This window comes from Microcoleus sp. D3_18a_C4 (assembly GCF_036702415.1).
Lineage (GTDB): Bacteria > Cyanobacteriota > Cyanobacteriia > Cyanobacteriales > Microcoleaceae > Microcoleus.
This window is the reverse complement of record NZ_JAUBTI010000026.1, coordinates 32,022-51,442: the sequence shown is the minus strand read 5'-3', so window position 1 is coordinate 51,442 and position 19,421 is coordinate 32,022. Positions and strand designations below refer to the sequence as shown.

18 protein-coding genes are annotated in these 19,421 nt (G+C 43.2%); 11 read left to right on the top strand and 7 right to left on the bottom strand.

Annotation, left to right across the window (positions count from 1 at the left end; all coding sequences use genetic code 11):
• Positions 1 to 224: 224 nt before the first annotated feature.
• The 3 genes from QUB16_RS14325 to QUB16_RS14315 all read right to left on the bottom strand — a co-directional run bounded on the left by QUB16_RS14325 (position 225) and on the right by QUB16_RS14315 (position 2,839).
• On the bottom strand, positions 225 to 404 hold the full coding sequence (locus tag QUB16_RS14325; RefSeq protein WP_333316990.1) for a hypothetical protein: 180 nt from the start codon (positions 402 to 404) through the stop codon (positions 225 to 227).
• A gap of 30 nt (positions 405 to 434) precedes the next feature.
• On the bottom strand, positions 435 to 2,135 hold the full coding sequence (locus QUB16_RS14320; RefSeq protein ID WP_333316989.1) for a pentapeptide repeat-containing protein: 1,701 nt from the start codon (positions 2,133 to 2,135) through the stop codon (positions 435 to 437).
• Between the two features lie 287 nt (positions 2,136 to 2,422).
• Positions 2,423 to 2,839 (bottom strand): hypothetical protein, encoded by a 417-nt coding sequence (locus tag QUB16_RS14315; protein ID WP_333316987.1) that lies wholly within the window; start codon positions 2,837 to 2,839, stop codon positions 2,423 to 2,425.
• 254 nt (positions 2,840 to 3,093) lie between these two features.
• On the opposite strand from QUB16_RS14315, the gene QUB16_RS14310 reads away from it, so the two are divergent.
• The 4 genes from QUB16_RS14310 (at position 3,094) to QUB16_RS14295 (ending at position 6,400) form a co-directional block, all read left to right on the top strand.
• Complete coding sequence (locus QUB16_RS14310; protein ID WP_333316985.1) at positions 3,094 to 4,863, top strand: S8 family peptidase; 1,770 nt, start codon at positions 3,094 to 3,096, stop codon at positions 4,861 to 4,863.
• A complete protein-coding gene (locus QUB16_RS14305) occupies positions 4,860 to 5,081 on the top strand; it encodes a hypothetical protein (RefSeq protein ID WP_333287372.1) in 222 nt (73 codons plus the stop codon). Before QUB16_RS14310 ends, QUB16_RS14305 begins: the two co-directional genes overlap by 4 nt.
• Before the next feature lie 153 nt (positions 5,082 to 5,234).
• A complete protein-coding gene (locus QUB16_RS14300) occupies positions 5,235 to 5,504 on the top strand; it encodes a hypothetical protein (protein WP_333316983.1) in 270 nt (89 codons plus the stop codon).
• A gap of 335 nt (positions 5,505 to 5,839) precedes the next feature.
• Positions 5,840 to 6,400, top strand: a complete 561-nt coding sequence (locus QUB16_RS14295; protein ID WP_333316982.1) for a hypothetical protein — start codon at positions 5,840 to 5,842, stop codon at positions 6,398 to 6,400.
• Between the two features lie 169 nt (positions 6,401 to 6,569).
• On the opposite strand, the gene QUB16_RS14290 is transcribed toward QUB16_RS14295, so the two are convergent.
• Entirely contained in the window at positions 6,570 to 6,887 is a 318-nt protein-coding gene (locus QUB16_RS14290; protein ID WP_333316980.1) for a hypothetical protein, read from the bottom strand.
• Position 6,888: 1 nt separating this feature from the next.
• On the opposite strand from QUB16_RS14290, the gene QUB16_RS14285 reads away from it, so the two are divergent.
• Positions 6,889 to 7,029 carry a hypothetical protein gene (locus QUB16_RS14285; RefSeq protein ID WP_333316978.1) on the top strand — a complete coding sequence of 47 codons (141 nt, stop codon included), beginning with the start codon at positions 6,889 to 6,891 and terminating at the stop codon, positions 7,027 to 7,029.
• A gap of 114 nt (positions 7,030 to 7,143) precedes the next feature.
• Here QUB16_RS14285 and cysC read toward each other — a convergent pair whose 3' ends face one another.
• Together cysC and QUB16_RS14275 are read right to left on the bottom strand one after the other, a co-directional pair.
• Entirely contained in the window at positions 7,144 to 7,752 is a 609-nt protein-coding gene (gene cysC / locus QUB16_RS14280) for an adenylyl-sulfate kinase (RefSeq protein ID WP_333317030.1), read from the bottom strand.
• Positions 7,736 to 8,020 (bottom strand): hypothetical protein, encoded by a 285-nt coding sequence (locus tag QUB16_RS14275; protein WP_333316977.1) that lies wholly within the window; start codon positions 8,018 to 8,020, stop codon positions 7,736 to 7,738. Before QUB16_RS14275 ends, cysC begins: the two co-directional genes overlap by 17 nt.
• Positions 8,021 to 8,033: 13 nt before the next feature.
• Between QUB16_RS14275 and QUB16_RS14270 the strand changes: the two genes are divergently transcribed.
• The 6 genes from QUB16_RS14270 (at position 8,034) to QUB16_RS14245 (ending at position 15,607) form a co-directional block, all read left to right on the top strand.
• Positions 8,034 to 9,482, top strand: a complete 1,449-nt coding sequence (locus QUB16_RS14270; protein ID WP_333316975.1) for a glycosyltransferase — start codon at positions 8,034 to 8,036, stop codon at positions 9,480 to 9,482.
• 228 nt (positions 9,483 to 9,710) lie between these two features.
• Positions 9,711 to 10,475 carry a sulfotransferase family 2 domain-containing protein gene (locus QUB16_RS14265; protein WP_333316973.1) on the top strand — a complete coding sequence of 255 codons (765 nt, stop codon included), beginning with the start codon at positions 9,711 to 9,713 and terminating at the stop codon, positions 10,473 to 10,475.
• A 411-nt stretch (positions 10,476 to 10,886) separates the two neighbouring features.
• Positions 10,887 to 11,765 (top strand): WcbI family polysaccharide biosynthesis putative acetyltransferase, encoded by an 879-nt coding sequence (locus QUB16_RS14260; protein WP_333316971.1) that lies wholly within the window; start codon positions 10,887 to 10,889, stop codon positions 11,763 to 11,765.
• Positions 11,766 to 11,816: 51 nt separating this feature from the next.
• Positions 11,817 to 12,734 carry a hypothetical protein gene (locus QUB16_RS14255; protein WP_333316970.1) on the top strand — a complete coding sequence of 306 codons (918 nt, stop codon included), beginning with the start codon at positions 11,817 to 11,819 and terminating at the stop codon, positions 12,732 to 12,734.
• Between the two features lie 48 nt (positions 12,735 to 12,782).
• On the top strand, positions 12,783 to 13,418 hold the full coding sequence (locus tag QUB16_RS14250; protein WP_333316968.1) for an FkbM family methyltransferase: 636 nt from the start codon (positions 12,783 to 12,785) through the stop codon (positions 13,416 to 13,418).
• Between the two features lie 185 nt (positions 13,419 to 13,603).
• Positions 13,604 to 15,607: a glycosyltransferase 61 family protein gene (locus tag QUB16_RS14245; RefSeq protein WP_333316966.1), complete on the top strand. Its 2,004-nt coding sequence runs from the start codon at positions 13,604 to 13,606 to the stop codon at positions 15,605 to 15,607.
• A 796-nt stretch (positions 15,608 to 16,403) separates the two neighbouring features.
• Here QUB16_RS14245 and QUB16_RS14240 read toward each other — a convergent pair.
• Positions 16,404 to 19,367: a tetratricopeptide repeat protein gene (locus tag QUB16_RS14240; protein WP_333316964.1), complete on the bottom strand. Its 2,964-nt coding sequence runs from the start codon at positions 19,365 to 19,367 to the stop codon at positions 16,404 to 16,406.
• Positions 19,368 to 19,421: the final 54 nt, after the last annotated feature.

Below are 19,421 nucleotides of genomic sequence, written 5' to 3'. Positions count from 1 at the left end.
CGCGAGCAAGATGCTCGCACTGATTTTTCCGACCGTAAATCTTTCCCGCGAGCAAGATGCTCGCACTGATTTTTCCGACCGTAAATCTTTCCCGCGAGCAAGATGCTCGCACTGATTTTTCCTACCGCAATTCTTTCCCGCGAGCAAGATACTCGCACTCTATCAAAACCCTAATTAAAATATCGCACAGAAAACCTCCCCCATGAGCGCTCGAACACACCGTTTCATTCCCACCAAAGGCCGATCGCATACCCCACCGCTTCCCCCATTACCGAACACCGATCGCAATCCGAAGCCGTTTTCTCCCACGCCAGCAACTGTTCTCGAAAAGCCCGGTCTTGCTTCGCCCGCTGCACGAGGCTTGCAGTTTCCGACGCAGAAGAGCAAGTGCGGGTATGAGCCACTCTCCGGCTTCAAGTTTTAACAATTAACTGTTAATAATCGATCAAAAGGCCGATCGCATACCGCACCGCTTCCCCCATCATCGAAGAACGAACGCGATCGGGCGCCGTTTTCTCCCACGCGAGCAACTGTTCCCTAAACACCGGATCTTGCTTCGCCCGCTGCACGATCGCCTGACTGATGACTTTCTTTTGAATCTGCTCTGTCGGGATACCTTGCTGCTTCAAATAATCCAACAGCCGCTGCACGCTTTCGGAGAATTTATCCGGCGTCTGAGACATCAAAATAAACGAAATTTGGCGCACCATTCGCTGGTAGATTTCCTGTCTTCTGAGCAACGCTTCCTTGTTACTCGGCTCCGCATTGTTACTAGGAACAGCCAAGTCGAGCAAACTCAAAATTTCAGCGCCCTTGGCTAAAACCTTTTCCAACATATCTGGATAAAGCTCCAAAATGCGATCGCCCAAAATCTTGCCGTTCACCAAACGGTTCGCGCTCAGCCGCAGTAAACTTTGTTCTCCCGCAGACTCAAAAAATTGAACGTTCAATTTGAGTTCGCGACTTTCCAACTCCACCCGACGCAGGGTAAAAACCAAAGCCTCCCAATTAGGAGATTCATCAAAACACACCTTCACAATCGAACAGTCCTCTTGATGCTGCCGCCCCAATTCCCCCGACTCAAAATCGCGATCGACCGGAAAGCGATTTGCCGCAACTTTCGCAGTATAATCAAACCCAGTAAAAACATAGCTGCAGTCAACTCTCGACAGATCGACATCTTGAACTTGCCAATTTTGAATACAGCAACCCGTAAGCTGCGCCCCCTCCAAATTCGTCCGAATCAAACGGCACTCAATCAAACAAGCTTCTCTTAAATCCGCCTCACCCAAAATCGCATCCATCAAATAAGCGCCGCTCAAATCCGCTTTCCGCAAATCAGCACTTCGCAAATTAGCTTCGCTCAAATCAGCTCGCAGCAAATACACTCCTTGCAGGTTAGCTCGCAGCAAAAGTGCCTTCTTAAAACTCGCTTTCAATAAATAAGAACCCGCCAGATTAGCTCGACTCAAATCAGCATTATCCAGCACCGCCTCAGTCAAATCCGCCCCCGCCAGCACAGCTCGGTGCAAGTCAGCGCCCGTCAGATTTGCCGATCGCATTTGAGCGCCATTCAAGTCAGCTTCAATCAAATTTACACCGATTAAAATTGCCGATCGCAAATTCGCTTCCACCAAATGCGCTTCCCGCAAATTAGCACCCGTTAAATTAGCACCAACAAGACTGGCGCGGTTGAGATTCGCCTCCATCAATTCCGCCTCCATCAACTTCGCGCCGTCGAGTTTAGCCCCAGCCAAATTAATTTGGTCAGATTTAACTCCTTGAAGATTAGCACCGCCCAAATCCGCTTCAGGCAACGTGGCCCAATTGAGATCTGCTGCTGCCAAACAAGCAAGGCGCAAATCCGCTTTAGCAAGATTTGCCCCGCTCAAATTTGCCCCGCTCAGATTCGCCCCAGCTAGCCCCGCACTGCGGAGATCCGCGCGCCGCAAACAAGCCCCTATCAACTTGGCATTGCTCAAAAAAGACCAGCTCAAATTAGCACCGGTCAAGTTAGCACCAGTGAGGTCTATTTCTCGCAGGTTGACACCGCTTAAACTAGCGCCGCTGAGGTCAATGTGACCAAAGTTTCGCTCTCCCTGTTGATAGCGCTGTAAAAATTCTTGTGTTTGCATTCCGCAGATTGGGGGGCTGGCAATTTAGCTGTTTTAGGACGCGCTGGCAAAGAACTTTAACTCTAAGGTGGGCACGGATGACTACCGGGCTAGGCACGGGGACACTACTTCTACTACTTACTACAAGAACTCACATTCTCCGGGTGATCCGTACACACTTTACCCCTATAGATGGCGGTTCAAAGGATTTGTGGCGTAAGTTCTATTTTTACTACCAGCTTTACAGACTTTTGTAACTTAAAGTAGCCGAGTTAATATCTGATACGCTGCCCCGCCGGAGAGTGTTTTTACTTAAAGCGCTGCAATTCTTGCTGCAAGTATTTTCCCCATTTAGTCGCTAGAGGAATTTCTGTAAAAGGAACCTGCACCGCAGCAGCATCTTTCAACAAAAATTCGAGGGCGATTGGACTTCCAGAATTCGGCGGTGAGTCTAAATCAACTGCCTGAGAGTTGACTAACAACCGCAGCGACTGCACATCTTTTAAAGAAAAAGTTTGCAAATTTACCGGCCCGCTGCGAGTAGGTTTTCCCCAAGTTAAACTGTCTTCTTGCTGACCGAGTACAGCATAAATATCGTACTTGGCTTTAGCGAATTGTTCGGCCCAGACGCGATACGCTTCCAGCTTTTGATACTCGTTCCATCCAGCCCAAGCTAGCCCAATAAAAATTGCCAGCAGCGGCAGCCACATTAAACCTCTTTCCATGCAATACCCTTGTTGAAAATAGTCCTGGTTCTGTTTATCATCTTCTCTAATGATACAATTAATTGAAGTCCTAAAACTTGCTCTGCAATTTCAACTAGAAATTAGAGCAATTTTTGATCTAGTCACAGCCACAGCCGAAAACTACCAAACGCCCGCGTGCGAGAGCCCCACAAGTCGCAGCAAGGAAAACTGGCGCTGGCGGTGAAAATTGGGTTATTGTGGTGAACACGCCTTCCCTAAACGGACGATCGGCAATGAAAAAGTTTTTCCTTCTGTGCTTATTTTTAATCGGTCTCGGCTGGGCGATTTCTAATTTCCCAGGACTTGCTACTCAAGGCACTTACGACTCGATTGTGCTGGATTTCCGCGAAGATGTCGGTAATGCCACGATCGCCAAGCAAGTAGAGGCGATCGCCCAACAGTACAAAGTCGCACCGCAACTCAACAGCGAATTCTCAGCGGGCGACAATGTATATGTAGTTAAGGGCGATCGCACTTTGCTAAACGCCCTGAGAAAATCTAATTTGGCTAAAGATACCGAATACATTGAACCGAACTTTGTCTACAGCGCTTTCGAGATTCCCAACGACCCCATGTATACCAAGCAGTGGAATCTCCGCAGCATCAATGTAGAATCTGCCTGGAACGAAACCAAAGGCAGCGGCACAACAGTAGCGATAATTGACACGGGTATTACTCCAGTCGCTGACTTAAAAGAAACCAAATTTGTACCGGGCTACGACTTTGTAAACGATCGCGCCCAAGCCTACGATGACAACGGCCACGGTACTCACGTCGCCGGTACTGTCGCCCAATCAACTAACAACAATTACGGCGTTGCGGGCATCGCCTACGAAGCAGCTTTAATGCCGCTGAAAGTCTTAAGCGGCAGCGGCGGCGGTACGGTTTCCGACATCGCCGAAGCAATTAAATTTGCTGCTGACAACGGCGCCGACGTGATTAACATGAGTCTCGGTGGTGGCGGTGAAAGTCAGTTAATGGAAGAGGCGATCGACTACGCCCACTCTAAAGGCGTTGTCATCATCGCAGCCGCCGGCAACTCCGGCGACAGTTCCGCTTCCTATCCCGCCCGCTATCCCCACGTCATCGGCGTTTCCGCCCTCGGCCCGGACGAGGAAAAAGCCTCTTACTCCAATTTCGGCGCAGGGGTTGACATTGCGGCCCCCGGCGGTTCTGAAATGGGCAAAATCCTGCAAAGTACGATCGACCCGGAAACCGGCGCCGAAGTCTTTGAAGGCTACCAAGGCACTAGCATGGCTTCTCCCCACGTTGCCGCCGTTGCAGCCCTTGTCAAGGCCTCCGGCATCACAGAACCAGACGAAATTCGCAGCGTACTCTTGCAGTCCTCGCGAAATGTCACTGAAGATCCGTTAAACCATTTTGGTTCAGGACACCTAGACGCAGCCGCAGCGGTTCAGCTAGCCCAGCGCGGAAAAATCAACTTCCGCGATTTCTTCCGCTGGCTGCGCGATAACGGCTATCTCAACCCCCGCTTTTGGATTGACGGCGGTGCAGTCGCCCTGTTGCCTAAAATTGCAATGGTGCTCGGTTCTTACCTGCTGGCTTTCTTTATGCGGAATTATTTCCCCTTCGCCTGGACTTGGGGCTTTTCCGGCGGCTTGATTGCTGGCAGTTCTGGGTTCTTCGGGCTGCGGAACTTGTTTGTATTTGACTTGCCGCAGTGGCCGCTGCGGGTGATGGGCAGTTCTATTCCCGAACTCGGCGGCGCAATTAATGGCAGCAGTATGCTGAATCCCTTTTTTGCTAGCGTTTTGATTCCTGGGATTTTGATTGCTTTGCTGTTGGGACATCAACAGTGGAAGTGGATCGCGATCGCAATTTCGATCGGTTTTGCCAGCAGTTTAGCGGTGAATGCTTTTGTGTCTCCCGCAGTCTGGGGATTGGGCACAGGTTTGGTAGCACAAACATTTTTGATTGTCAATGCTTTTCTGTGTTTCGGACTGGCGCGTTTAGCAATTAAAACAGAGGTGCGATCGGCATGAGTATTACTGTCAAGGGTGTAATTGAACGCAAAGGATTTGGCCCGGGCACTTGGGCTTTGGTGGGCGAAGATGGCGAAACTTACGAACTTAAGAATGCTTCTTCTGAGTTGAAAAAAGCTGGTTTAAAAGTCAGTGTTAAAGGTGAAGTGCGTAAGGATGTGATGACTTTTGCTATGATCGGCCCGGTGCTTGAGGTGCAGTCTTTTGAAGTGTTGTAGGTCGATCGACTAATCCAGCTTTCGAGCAAAAAAAACCCCGGCCAAAATTGGCTGGGGTTTATTAATCAGGGTGCATCTACTAATTTAATGTCCCGCCTCACATCACCTCTTTCAGGACACTTTGGCAGAATTTCCTATAATTTGTGAATCAGCTTGCGATCGCTCAAAAAAAAACCCCAAACCAAAATTGGTCGGGAGTTAATTAATCAGGGTGCATCTACTAATTTAATATCCCGCCTCACAGCACCTCTTTCAGGACAGTGTGGCAGAATTAGCGAGAATTTGTGGCTTAGCCTGCGATCGCTCAAAAAAAACCCGGCCAAAATTGGTCGGGAGTTAATTAATCAGGGTGCATCTACTAATTTAGTCTCCGGTTCGAGGTGCATCTGTTCGGGACAGTTTGGGAAAATATTTGAGAATTAGCGATTTTGGCTGTAATACGCAAAAAAAAAACCCGGCCAAAATTGGTCGGGAGTTAATTAATCAGGGTGCATCTACTAATTTAGTCTCCGGTTCAAGGTGCACCTGTTCGGGACAGTTTGGGAAAATTTGGGGAAATTCGTGGTTTGGGGTGCGATCGCCAAAAAAAAACCCCAAACCAGAATTGGCGGGGAGTTAATTAATCAGGGTGCATCTACCAATTAAGCTTCCTGAGAATTCCAGCGCAATCCGGACAACCTCAAACTTTCTTCAGCATCACCGTCGATATCGCAAAAAAAAACCCCAAACCAAAATTGGCGGGGAGTTAATTAATCAGGGTGCATCTACCAATTAAGCTTCCTGAGAATTCCAGCGCAATCCGGAAAACCTCAAACTTTATTCAGCATCACCGCCGATACCGCAAAAAAAAACCCCAAACCAAAATTGGTCGGGAGTTAATTAATCAGGGTGCATCTACCAATTTAGTCTCCCGTCTCACAGCACCTCTTTCAGGACACTTTGGCAGAATTTGCGATAATTTCTGGCGAGGGCGGGCGAGATCCAAAAAAAACCCGGCCAAAAGTGGTCGGGAGTTAATTAATCAGGGTGCATCTACCAATTTAGTCTCCGGCTTCACAGCACCTCTTTCAGGACACTTTGGCAGAATTTTGGAGAATGTGTGGCGAGAGGGGGCGATCGCCAAAAAAAACCCGGCCAAAATTGGTCGGGAGTTAATTAATCAGGGTGCATCTACTAATTTAGTCTCCGGCCTCACAGCACCTCTTTCAGGGCACTTTGGCAGAATTTGGGATAATTTGTGGCCAGGGCGTGGAATCGCCAAAAAAAACCCGGCCAAAATTGGTCGGGAGTTAATTAATCAGGGTGCATCTACCAATTAAGCTTCCTGATAATTCGAGCGCAATCCGGACAGTTGCATCGAATTTTTCAACAGGGCGATCGCTTGAGGATAGGCAAAATCTTAATTACAGAGTTGGGGGGCGATCGCATTTCGGGTGAATTGACCAAGCGGAGTCTGATCCGGGATTGAGTAGGGCGATAGAGTGTCTATTAGTGCCGTTTCTTTTGATTGGAAGGCGCTTTGACAGGCTCTTGTCTGTTTAAGTAGTATAAAAGCGCGATCGCTCCCCCTATCAAGATACCTACTACTACTAGACTAATAGCTATTAGTTTGGCGCCTCCCGATAAAAATACGTGAATCAACCCAAGATAAGGAACCCCTAACAAAATAGCAGTAGCTATAGTTTTTAAGGATGTCAAATTAATCTCTATTTCAAGATGCTTGTAGGGTTTTCCTTGAAATTTGTAGTGGTCTTTAGATTTATTTAGGGGGTCTGGAGGGGGGAGGAAAGGTTTTGGAGATGACATAATGTTTTATTGTATCCGCTCAATAATCCGGGGTAAATCGCTCAACGATGCACCTCAAATGACGCGACGCAAAATCGTTCCTGAGTGGGTAGTCCGCCCCGAATTATTGAGCGGATACGTTTTATTGATGATGGCTGACTAATTTTTTTAGTGACGTTGCTGTCAAGCCGGCGGATGTTGGGGAAAGGGCTCGCTCACCCCAACAGATAGATAATCTAACTTCAACCCAAGAGCAAAAAAATCAACAGATGAACGTTTAAAGTTGAGCAGAAGATAGAGGAGTGCTGGCCCAAAACACTTCTAATTTATCCATCACTTTAGCTACACTCTCTGTTACCGTTTCCCTATCCGTGATGCATTCTACTGGCGGGTGCAAGGGTGGTTCGTAAGGATCGTCAATGCCAGTAAAACCTCGAATCTCACCGGCACGAGCTCTCTTGTAAAGTCCCTTGACATCTCGCTGTTCGCAAACTTCGAGGGGAGCTTTCACATAAACTTCAATAAAGTTACCAATTTGGTGTCCGACTTCCTCCCTGACATCGCGGTAGGGTGAGATGACTGAAACCAAAACAATTACACCGTTCCTGGTCAAAAGATCGGCGACAAAGCCAATGCGGCGGATATTTTCATCGCGATCGGCTCTGCTGAAACCTAAATCTCTCGTGAGGCTTTTGCGGACGATATCGCCATCTAAAACTTCTACTTTGTATCCCTGCCGCCGTAAAATTTTGGCTAGTTCAGTAGCGATCGTACTTTTGCCTGCCCCGCTTAAACCCGTGAACCACACGGTAACGCCATCCTGCTGCATATCTAATTCCTTCCTTAAAATGTAATGTGTTCTGTGCCAGTTAACTGTCGATAAAATCCTGTATTCGCTGCTGGGGAACTGGCGATCGGTTCTTTATAGTTATTCTTTCGGGGGTTAGCTGTCCGATCCGGGTTAATTTTGGCGAAGATGTGGGTTTGGGGTGGTTGTAGAGGCGGAGAAAGGGGCGATCGTACTTCTTAATATAAAAATCAACAGCTTCTTTCCGGTGCAGCATTCCCAGGTCTGGTATTAAGTGGTGAGCTTTACAGTTAATCCTTAGCAATTTCATGTGCGCTACCACCGGGACACCCAGGTGAAGCGCCATTATCCCAACACCTATGCCAACACAGACCCAAACACCGATAGTTAGCGTAATTATTCCTGTTTATCAAGGCGATCGCTTTCTTGCTGAAGCAATAGAAAGTGTCTTGAATCAAACCTACACGAACTATGAAATCATCGTCATAAATGACGGGTCCACTGATAATAGCGACGACGTGTTGTTGCCTTATTTGGATAAAATGCGCTATGTGTATCAGAAAAATCAAGGAGTAGCAGCAGCGCGAAATCTGGGTATCCAGATGGCTAAAGGTGAATTCATTGCTTTCCTCGATCAGGATGATTTCTGGTTAGCTGACAAGCTAGCACTACAGGTAGCTTGTTTTCAAGCGCAGCCCACATTAGGGATAGTACATAGTGGCTGGCAGCGGGTTAACGTGCTGGGAAAAGCTATCGTAAATGTAGAACCTTGGCACAAGGCGTCAGAGTTAAATTTAAGGGCTTGGTTGCATTGGAAACCCGTGCTTCCTAGTGCCATGATGTTTTCCCGTCAGTGCTTAGAACGTGCTGGTGGTTTTGACACTCGATTTACTCAGTCCTCTGATGTAGATATGGTACTCCGTTTAGCACTGATGGGCTGTGAAGCAGCGTGGGTTCCCCAAATTACTACCTGCTACCGCCAACATGAATGCAACACGATGAACAATAGCATAGAACAGGCAGAATCACTCTATGCAGTAATAGATAATTTTTTTTCAATACCAGACCTGCCAAGTCATATCCGCTTATTAGAGAAAGAGGTTCGCTATCAAACTTTAGTATGGATTGCTTGGTATTTATACTCCACAAGTTATTTACCTCAGATGAAGGGTTACCTAGAGCAGTCATTGAGTTATACTCCTTATTACCGCACTAAGACAATTTATGATTGGCTAAAAAAATTTGGCAGATATGCCATTGATCGTGGCTGTATTTTCGATGTGAGAGCCCTGACAAATTCGCAAGAGTGGCAAAAGTTAATTAGCGTGTTAATTAACGGATTTTTAAATCCTTTACCTGTATTAGATACAAACCATTTTAGTTTCTTTAGTCCTCCACCCAAAAAGATAGGTGAGTCTTGCATCAAATTGCCGACGACTGATTCAATTATTCCAGAAGGAGATGCCACAGGTTTTTGGCAGCATGACGGGTGGGCTGGCAGTGAGGTCAGTGCTTACTTCCGTGCTAAAAAAAAGGTCTGTCGAGTTAAACTAATTGGCTATATTCCCGTACATCACGCTCCCTTAACTAAGATAACTATGACAGTTGACGAACAGTTAGTGAGTCAGGAAGTTGGCCAAGGTTCATTATTTTGCCTGGAAGTACCTGTAACAATTGATGCAGAAGATTATTTTCAGCTTTCAATTGTTGCGAGTGAGACAATGAGCGGAGTAAGAGCGGGTCTCAATGAAGATGTTAGGGAATTAGCGTTTGTATTAAGTGAGATTCGCTGCGACCCTGCAAATTAAATTCCAGAAAAAAATATTGCTCTAACTAAAAATACTCAATCACATCAAAAAACAGATCGGAACCCCGTAAAGGTATTGAATTTACAGCTTTTCAGTTTTTTTGTGCTGTTGAATTATCATTCTATCTGTATAATACATTGTGAATCGAGTTAACTCGATAGCAATTTCAGATTTGTCGGCTCGTGCGTTAAGTCATATGCTCATTAAGAAGAAAAGGATGTTAATATTATGAAGCGAAGTATTTTAATTCACCATCACATTTTCAAAAACGCGGGAACTTCGTTTAACTATGCACTGAACCAAGCATTTGGAAAACAGTTTATGGAGTACGACCTTCCGGGGGGTCAGCTAGTTTCCCCAGCAATTTTGGAAGAAGCGATCCAAGCAAATCCTCAAGTGAAGGCAATTTCGGGTCATCACATAGCTATGCCGACTCCACAAGGGGAAGATTTTCAAACAATTTCTTCGGTTCTGATTAGAAAACCCCTCTCTCGCATTCGATCTATCTATAATTTTGAGCACAAGCAGAAAGCGGAAACAGCGGGTGCAATTAAGGCGAAAGAGTTAGATTTTAAAGGATTTGTGCTTTGGCGTTTAGAAACCTCTCCGATCGTTTTCTGCAATTATCAAACCTACTATTGTTCGAGAACAGAACTGATGAAGCCGAAGTATTCTCCTACTGAAGCGGATTTGAAGTTGGCGATCGAGAATTTGAAATCAGCGGCGATCGTGGGGACAGTAGAACAGTATAATGAAACGTTGGCGATCGCCCAAACCTGTTTGCAAAAATCTTTTGAAGATGCGGCGATCGCTCTGGCACCTGTTTCTTTAAATATCAGCTCGAAGGGGGTAGCTTCTGATGAGGAGATTCGGAACAAGCTGGTAAAAGATTTAGGAGAAGATTTGGTCGCTCGTTTGGAAGAAATGAATCAGTTGGATAACGCTCTTTATCAAGTTGTTAGTTCTATGTTGAAGGCAAATCTTCAAGCATAAATTTAGAGCGCTATTCAACCAAAATCTACTACCAAAACAGAAAAAGAGCCTCAACAAATGTTAACTCAAGACGACTTTCAAACCCGGATTAAATATGTTATATAATCCCCACCTCCAAGTTTTACTGTCAAGTGTTTATTACCTAATTTTTTGCTAAATAAAGCCCAATAATTGATGGGAAATAAGTATGGTACAGGAGGAGGAAGTATCTGGTATGAATTCAAACCAACTAGACACTAAGAAGCATCCAAGCTGCTCGATCGAAACTTCAGATACTTTAGACATATAGCCTTTCTGAGGTAGGTGAGGTACAGAGAAAGGCTCTTCAATCCTTAAATTCAAAGAATCAGGTGCACCTCATGTTGGTGAGAACCGTTATAGATCAGAAAAACTTTGTAGGACTTGCTTAAAATGAAAAAGTGTTTGGTATACGGAAACTGTCAGGCGATGGCGCTAAGAAGCTTTCTCTCAAAGCATCCGAATTTCACATCATTTTATGAAGTGATAGAGATTAAGCCTGTTCATTTGCTGACTCAGGGGGATGTCGCTCCCTTAGAAAAAACAATTGCTGAGATTGAGCTTTTCATACACCAACCTGTTTCAGACAACTACAAAGGTATTCATCAACTATCAACTAACTACATCAAGAGTCAACTCAAGTCAAGCTGCCAAACTATTTCTTTTCCGGTAGCATACTTTACTACGTACAATCCAGAGATTACATATTTAAAGAACAAGAATAATATAGTTCTTAGTAAGCCATTTCCGTATCATGACTTGAATATCTTGAAGCTTTATGCGAAGGGAAAGAGTATCGATATGACGATCGAGGAGATAGGGGGAGAGGCATTTTATAGCGCTGAATACTTACAAGAAAACTTGAGTGCCACTCTGCGTAACTTGGCAGCCAGGGAAAAAAACCTTGAAGTCAAGATATCCGCATTTATTCAGGAGAACTTCAGAATCAAGAAATTATTTCATACATTCAATCATCCCAGCGCCGTAGTTTTAGAATATATTCTCAATTCTATATTCGATCTACTGGGAATTCAGCGGGGAAAAATTTTTTTTGAACTATTTAGAAACTTTGATGTTCTGGCGCAGACTTCTTTTTCGATCTATCCTTCTGCGGTTAAAATTCTAGGTTTATCTTTTGGTTCAAATTTGGATTACCGCATCGAAAAACAAGTGTTTACACAAAGAGAGGTCGTAAGTTCTTTTTTTGAGTTTTATGATACACATCAGCAAGAAATTTCTGATTTTATTGCACATACTTCTCTCACACCTTGACAATCTAGAGAGATGTTTCGCAAGTAATTTAACTTTGGAGGTTGATTCGATATGCAGTTAAAAAAAGTTCAAAATATCAGTGACTTTGGCTTTCTATATGTTGCTTTTGGGCAGAAATATATGCAGGAGTCCATCGACTCTGCAAATTCACTCAAAACTGCCATGCCTGAAGCACAAATTGTTATCGTCACTGATGATTCTTCTGCTAAAAATTTTGCAGGCAAGCCGCTCGAAATATTCGACCGCATCCTCCCAATGTCCTCACTTAAAACCGATATTCATCCCGGATATCACGGTTATCTTAACAAAATTAGAGGCATGAGAATGAGTCCATTCCAATTCACCATGTTTGTGGATTCAGATACCTATATTGCTTCCTCTGTCTGGGAAGTTTTTTCCTCTTTACATCAATACGATATAGCTGTGGCGATCGCGCCGCAAAAAGCATCAGTACCGTTTATGTCCTCAGAAAAATTCTTAGAAGGATATACAAGGCAACACTTATTTTCTACTGCTTTGAATACAGGTATTCTGTGTTATAAAAATACAGAAATTGTAAATTCTTTTCTTGATAATTGGGAATTGACTTACATCAAAAAAGTTCCTCCTAACAATTTCTACAATCGGTATTACAGCGACCAGACTGTGTTTTGTGAAGTTTTAGACTTATCAAACATTCGACCAATGATTTTGGCAACTGAGTATAACTTTCGCCTCGGCTTACCTCAGACTGCACAAGGGTTAGTCAAAATTTTTCACGGTCGCCCCAAGCAAGGGTGGCAGCGTCATGCAGCATTGGTGAATAGCTATGAAGGGTATCGAATTTACTTTCCCAATGTTGCGTTAATGTGTATGGATATGCAGGAAGGTTGCTATGAAATCAGACCTTATTCCGAGCATTCCAAAATAGAGCGAGTTCCTTACGGACACTTGAATCGGCTTTTAAATAAAACTGTTAGTAACTGTTAGCAACTGTTAGTAACTGTCAGTAACTGTTAGTATGGAGGAGTAATCTGAATGTCATTTCCATTGTGGTATATCGAGAAAAAGTTGGGATACCCCCTTCCTAAAGGGATTATTCATGTAGGGGCAAATGAAGGTCAAGAGTTTGAGGCTTACCAGGCTGCAAATCCTAATATAGTTTTATGGATAGAACCTATTCCGACTGTTTACGAAAAGCTTTGCCAGCGAATTTCTGCTGATAAATCTCATTATGCTGTCCGACACTGTTGCTCGGATGTGAGTAACAATGAAGTGGTTTTTAACATAGCTAACCTGGGAGGATTGGCTTCTAGTATGCTTCCCCTAGGAGCATCTATGCAAAAGTCTTATCCAGGTATCTGCTATGTAAACTCTTTCAAAATTTTGACTAGAACACTAGATAGTATTCTAGAAGAGAGTTTTGCTGAGTCTCAATTCGATCTACTGGTTATGGATACTCAAGGTGCTGAACTAAAAGTTCTTCAAGGCGCTCATCAATTGCTAAAGCGCGTTCGCTATGTCTACAGCGAGGTTAGTGAATACCCTTTATATGATGGAGGCTGTACTCACGAGCAAATTGATAGTCTTTTGAAGCTCTACGGTTTTAAGCTGAAAAACCTTGCTATTAATGGCAAAGATTGGGGAGATGCTCTGTATGCAAAAGGAGCTTAGAGAATTTATCGTAATTCTCCCAGTCATCAGGTAAGTAGGCGGGCAGAATTAAACGAATAAGACCAAAGGCTAGAAGCCCTTTACAGCGAGGAAATTGGCTTGTCAGGCTATACGTTTATTTATGCCCGCTCATGCTATTACTAATTGAGTAGCAATTTGAATGGTCAATCATTTTGGAGTTTTGTATGAGTGATGCAACTGACAAAAAAGAATCTGCAAAAGATTACTATGAATTAGGGCTGAGTATGCGCGATCGAGGAAGATTTGATGCCGCAATTGAATCTTTTACACAAGCACTTAATCTAAAACATGATTACAATTGGGTGCATTTCGATCTCGCTAACGTGCTAATGCTTCAAGAAAAAATTGCGGAAGCGATAGCCTCTTATCAAAAAGCAATATACTTTAGTAAAACTCGAATCAATGGATTGTTCTATATGCGAATTGCAGAAGCTTATACAAAGCAAGGTTTGCTTAAGGAAACCATCGAAAACTACAAAAATGCTCTTGCTGTAGATTCTTTTCCTTTAGCATTAAAAGGGGTAGTATTCTCTCGGTTAGCTGATATTTTTGTTGATTTAAAAAAGTACGATCAAGCTATTGAAGCTTACGAAAAAGCAATCGAGTATAACGATGAATTTCGCCGATCATTGATTGTATTTAAGCTGGGGGATTTATCTTACAGTCAAGGATACAAACAAAAAGCTTTTGATTATTACGAGCAAGCCATCCACCTTAATTCAGTTGCATCTAACCCAATTTTATATCTGAGTCCAGGAGAGTTTTTAATTCAGAGTAATAGGCTTGATTTAGCAGTGTTATTTTATGAGTCAATGGTGAAGATCGCACCTGATTCATATCAGTGCCGTTATAAACTTGCTTTAGTAAGGTTTCAGCTAGGTCAATATGAAGATGCCATGTCTTTAGCATTACAAACCTTAGAAATTAATCCAAGCTTCATACAAGCAAAGAGAGGGTTAGCCGAGATATGCAAAGCGTTAGGACTTCAAGATGCGGCGATTTCTATTAGTTCGGGGAGTATTCCCTTTGATTTGATACAGAAATATTTGTTAAAAGAGGAGGATAGTTTATCGGCATATATTTCCGAGAAAAACACAAAAGATAATATTCAAATAACTCAAGTTTTTGAGAGCGAAATAGTCGCTCTTGCTCCTTCTAAAACAGTTGAAAATCACATTCAATCTAAATTTTTGTCACAAGAATCCTATGTAAAAGAATCCTATGTTATAAAGCTCCTGAATGGACGAGCTTACTCTGATTTTTGGACAAGTGCCATTTTAACATCTCGCAATATATTAATTCCCGAAGTATCTACAGGTTTTTCCAACTTAATCTCAATCTCCAAGCGCTTGCCTGACATCCATAGCTTTTTCGGGAAGGTAGCCTTTTTATCTTCGCGTTTAGGCAGTCGATGTTATTACCATTGGATGCTTGAAGTTTTTCCCAGATTGCAACTTCTAAGGCTTTCAGGAATTGAACTTAATGAGATAGATCGATTTCTTTTTTATCAACCCGATACGAAGTTCTGTTATGAAAGTCTTAACCGCTTGGGGATTCCGCAAGAAAAGATAGTAGATACTTTCAATTATCCGCATATTACAGCAAGTGAACTATTTGTGCCATCACTACCTAGTGGATGTCGTGGAAGCTCTTGGGTTATTGATTTTCTCAAACGCACTTTTCTAGCACAAAGTAATTATGCTCCCAAAGAGCGAATTTACATTAGTCGGCAAAAAGCTCGCGGTCGCAGAATTATCAACGAGAGCGAGGTAATGGATATCCTTTCAAACTATGGTTTTAAGCTTGTATTTCTAGAGGCTATGTCAGTCACAGAGCAGGCTCAATTGATGGCTAGTGCCCAAATTGTTGTTAGTCCTCATGGTTCTGGTCTTACAAACATTATCTTTTGTCAGCCGGGGACTCAAATTATTGAACTTTTCTCTCCATCCTACATCAATGAGTGCTATTGGACATTATGCAATCAATGCTCATTGGAACATTACTATTTGATTGGAAAGCGTTACCGAGAAACAGCTTCGTTATCTGCATCTGACAATAAATTTTCTGCTTTAGGTGCCGAAGATTTTTTAGTGGATTCCTCAAATTTGTTGAAGTTACTTTCTGTTGTTGGTTTACAAAATTATTTCCCTGGAAGGCATAAAAATTAACTTTGCAGGAGGATTTCAAGTGATGTTTGTAGATTGTCCTGAAAGCTTCTGTCAATATAGTATAATAGAGTATGTAATTTTCAGCAATCCATCAAAGTAAGATACCCCTACCGTTTCTACCTCACAACCGACCCCCAACGCAGTTGATCTGCGATTGTTTGGTTGCGTTAGAGTGGTTTGGAACAATGCACTTGCTTTATGTAGCTGAATTGGGAAAACACCCAGAGATACCAATAAGAGTGGCAAAGCTACTTCAAAAATAGAAATGAAAATGCGCGTGCGGCGGTCACTACTTGAGACAAGATGATTGGATGGAGATCGACCGAATAGAACACAAATCACCAGTCAAGCGCATCTCACTGAACCGTTAAGAATCCTCGCCCTAAAAGGGCGGGGAGTATATCAAAGTCACTCTCTATTTAATGCCAAGAATGGCTCTGTTTCAGGTGTCAAGTTTCGAGAATACCGATCGATACCCGATGGCGATCGGCTAACAGGAAGTGTTTTTGCCGATTTAATTAAATTATGTCAGCTTTCATTCACAATTAAGCTGAGGCTCCAGCTCCGGACAAAATACAAAAGATGCCTAACCAAGGCAATCTGGACTGTCTAGCTGGAAAAAACTTCCAATTCAAATTCCCCAGATATTCAAGCAAATTTAAGGATTGTAAATTAGGAAAAAAACCTGAAATGATTACTGGGCACTCATTTCAGGTTTCTTAATGTAAGGTATGGGACTTCAATGTCGGTGCGGTGAGAGTATGATAGGTGTCTGCCTCGATTGTTTTTACTAAATTCAACTGGTTAGCATTTCTTTGAAACTTTGTTTTGCTGCATCCAAAGAATAGCGCGTCTTGACAAAATTTGTCGAATTAGTTGATAGCTCATCCCACAAAGATTGATTGTTGTAAAGCATAACAACCATCTCAGCAAATTCATGGGGAATATCTGCGATCGCGACCTCAAATTGGTGGCGAAGCTGCATCCCTTCACTCGCGATTGATGTGGCTACAACTGGCACTCCATAACTCATGCTACTCAATATTTTGCCCTTAATTCCAGCCCCATATCTTAAAGGAGCAACAGATAGCTTACAGTGATTAAAATGCTCAGAAATGTCGGGTAAGTGACCAGTTACAATTATGTCATTAGATGCAAGATTCCTAATTGTCTCTGGTGGCTCACCACCTATTATATACAGATTGATACCCTTGAGTTTCCGCTTAATCAATGGGAAAATATCTGAAGTAAAATAAAGCATGGCATCAACATTGGGTGTATGCCGAAACCCTCCAATAAATAAAATGTCTTTTCTTTCTGCAAACCCCCTAGCAGAACCATAAATATCGCGAGAACTTGGGTACGTGATAACTTTAAGCTGGGAATTTTCTTGAAGTAAGACATCTCTCTCTTTTTCTGTTACTACAAGGGTAAAATCGGCCTTTGCAGCCACTGATAGTTCTCTAAATTTTGTCTTCTCAGCTCGGGCTGCAAGTTCAGCACTGTTTTGGATTTGCGCTTGTCTTTGCTCTCGCACGTAGTGCAAATCTACAGTGTCGTAAATTACCTTTGCTTGGGGGCAAAAGTTTTTAACCTCGTCAATGTATTTAAAGGCTACTTCTGCTCGCGTCAAATAAACAAGATTGTAAAGATGACCGTGAGTTTTTAAATGCTCTTTGAGAGAAGTAACATAGGGAGCGTACAAACACTCGACTCCAAATCGCTGTAAATCTGCCGTGTACTTGGGGTCGTACAATAAGTTATCAGGTGCGAAGGTGACTTTATAAGACAGCGATTGAAATATCTTTAAATGATTGACGGCTGTTATCGAGCCTGAATCTTGGTCTGGCGTTAAAGGACAAGCATCTATGACTAAAATCCGCTGCCGCACATTTCTTTCTTTCTCGAAATAAGGGTTTAATCCATTGGGACGATGTTTCCTCAAGATGGTTTGCCACCTTTCGCGGAACTTTTGTTGATTGATAACTTGATACTTTTTCACACCTTTTTTAGTATCTCTGCCTGACGAAACACCCTCAAAATGAACGACTTGAGCTAAAGGCTGATATAAAACTTTATAACCAGCTTGCTTTACTTGAAATGCTAAGTCGGTATCTTCACAATAGGCTGGCTTATAATAGCTATCAAAACCGCCTAGCTGCTCAAATAGCTGCTTGGGCAGCATGATACAAGCACCTGAACAGTAATCTACTTCCCGCAAGTAACAATATTCTAGTTTATTGGGATCGTCACATCGACCGTAATTCCAAGCAGAAGCATCCTGCCAAATAATCCCGCCTGCTTCTTGAAGTTGACCGTCAGGATAAATTAACTTGGCACCAACTAAGCCAGCATCAGGTACTATTTTGAAGGTTTCTATCAGTTCGATGAAACAGTTTGGCAGGACAACTGTATCGTTATTTAAAAATACTAAATACTCACCTTTAGCTAGCGATGCTCCCCTATTGCAAGATCCAATAAATCCAAGATTTTCAGGATTTCTAGCTGTCACAATTCCTGAGACCATCTCGAACACTTGCTGCGTATCATCTTTGGAACAGTCATCGATGACAATTACCTCGAATGGGAGGGAACCATCCATTGTATGGGCGAGCGATCGCAGGCAATTAAAAGTGTAGAGTATTTGGTTATATACGGGAATAATAATCGAGATGACAGGATTAACGCTGGTCTTGAGGACAATTGGTTCAGGACGTTTCAGACTCAGGTATTTCAGGACTTCGAGAGAATGTGTAAATGCTCGATCTTTCTGAGCCAAGACATTCTTTAATTGCCAATTAATGCGATATTCATCAGGTTTAACTTGCAGTCCGATCCGATAAAAGGCGATCGCCTCATCTATTTGTCCGCGTAACGCTAAAGCGTTACCTAAACCCATATAGAGTTCTGCATCGCGGAGATCGACTTCCAGTGCCTTATGGTAAAGTTCTACATCGTTAGGATTTTCCTCAATCGCCTGACGATACCGCTTTATCGCTTCCCGTGCATAAAACTGACTTTGCTTTTGCAGTGCCTCTCCCAGTTTTTCATTAACCAACGGCAAATCTGCCTTCAACTCGATCGCCCTTCGATAAGCCCCGATCGCCTCCTCCCACCTCTCCAACTCCACCAAAGCCTCGCCCAAATTATAGTGAGACCAATGGAAGTCGGGATTTAGCTCGATCGCACGTCCATAAGCCACCGCCGCCTCTTCCCATTTCTCCTGCTTAATCAAAACATCCCCTAAATTGTTGTGCGACCAACAAAAATCAGGATTCAACTTAATAGCCAGACGATATGCAGCAACCGCCTCATCTAACCTTCCTTGTCCTTGCCAAATATCCCCTAAATTGTGGTGAACTTTCCACAAACTAGGCTGAAGTTCGATAGCTTTCTGATAAACTATTACTGCTTCATCCAACTCACCAGTTTTAACAAGAGTATCCCCTAAACTCTGATAAATTTCTGCTGAATTAGAGTCGATCTCTAAAGCTTTACGGTAGGAATAAATAGCTTTCTCGCACTCCCCCTTTTTAGCCAAAGCTTTCCCTAAGCTGTAGTGAGGTTTAGCAGCATTGAAATTAGCTCCCACACTCCCGTAAGAATGCTTTTCTCGCTTCCTATCCGGTTCCCCAGATTCGGAGTCAACCTTTTTTAAGCTCACTAATTGAGGAGGTAAAAGTTCACTATTTTGGTGTAAGTCGGATAAATTTGAATGATTATTGGCTGGAAATGCAATGATCTTGGATTGGTTACTCATACCCTGTACCTGTTGTAATTTGAGACGGTTAACGCAGTTGAATTTATTTTTCAT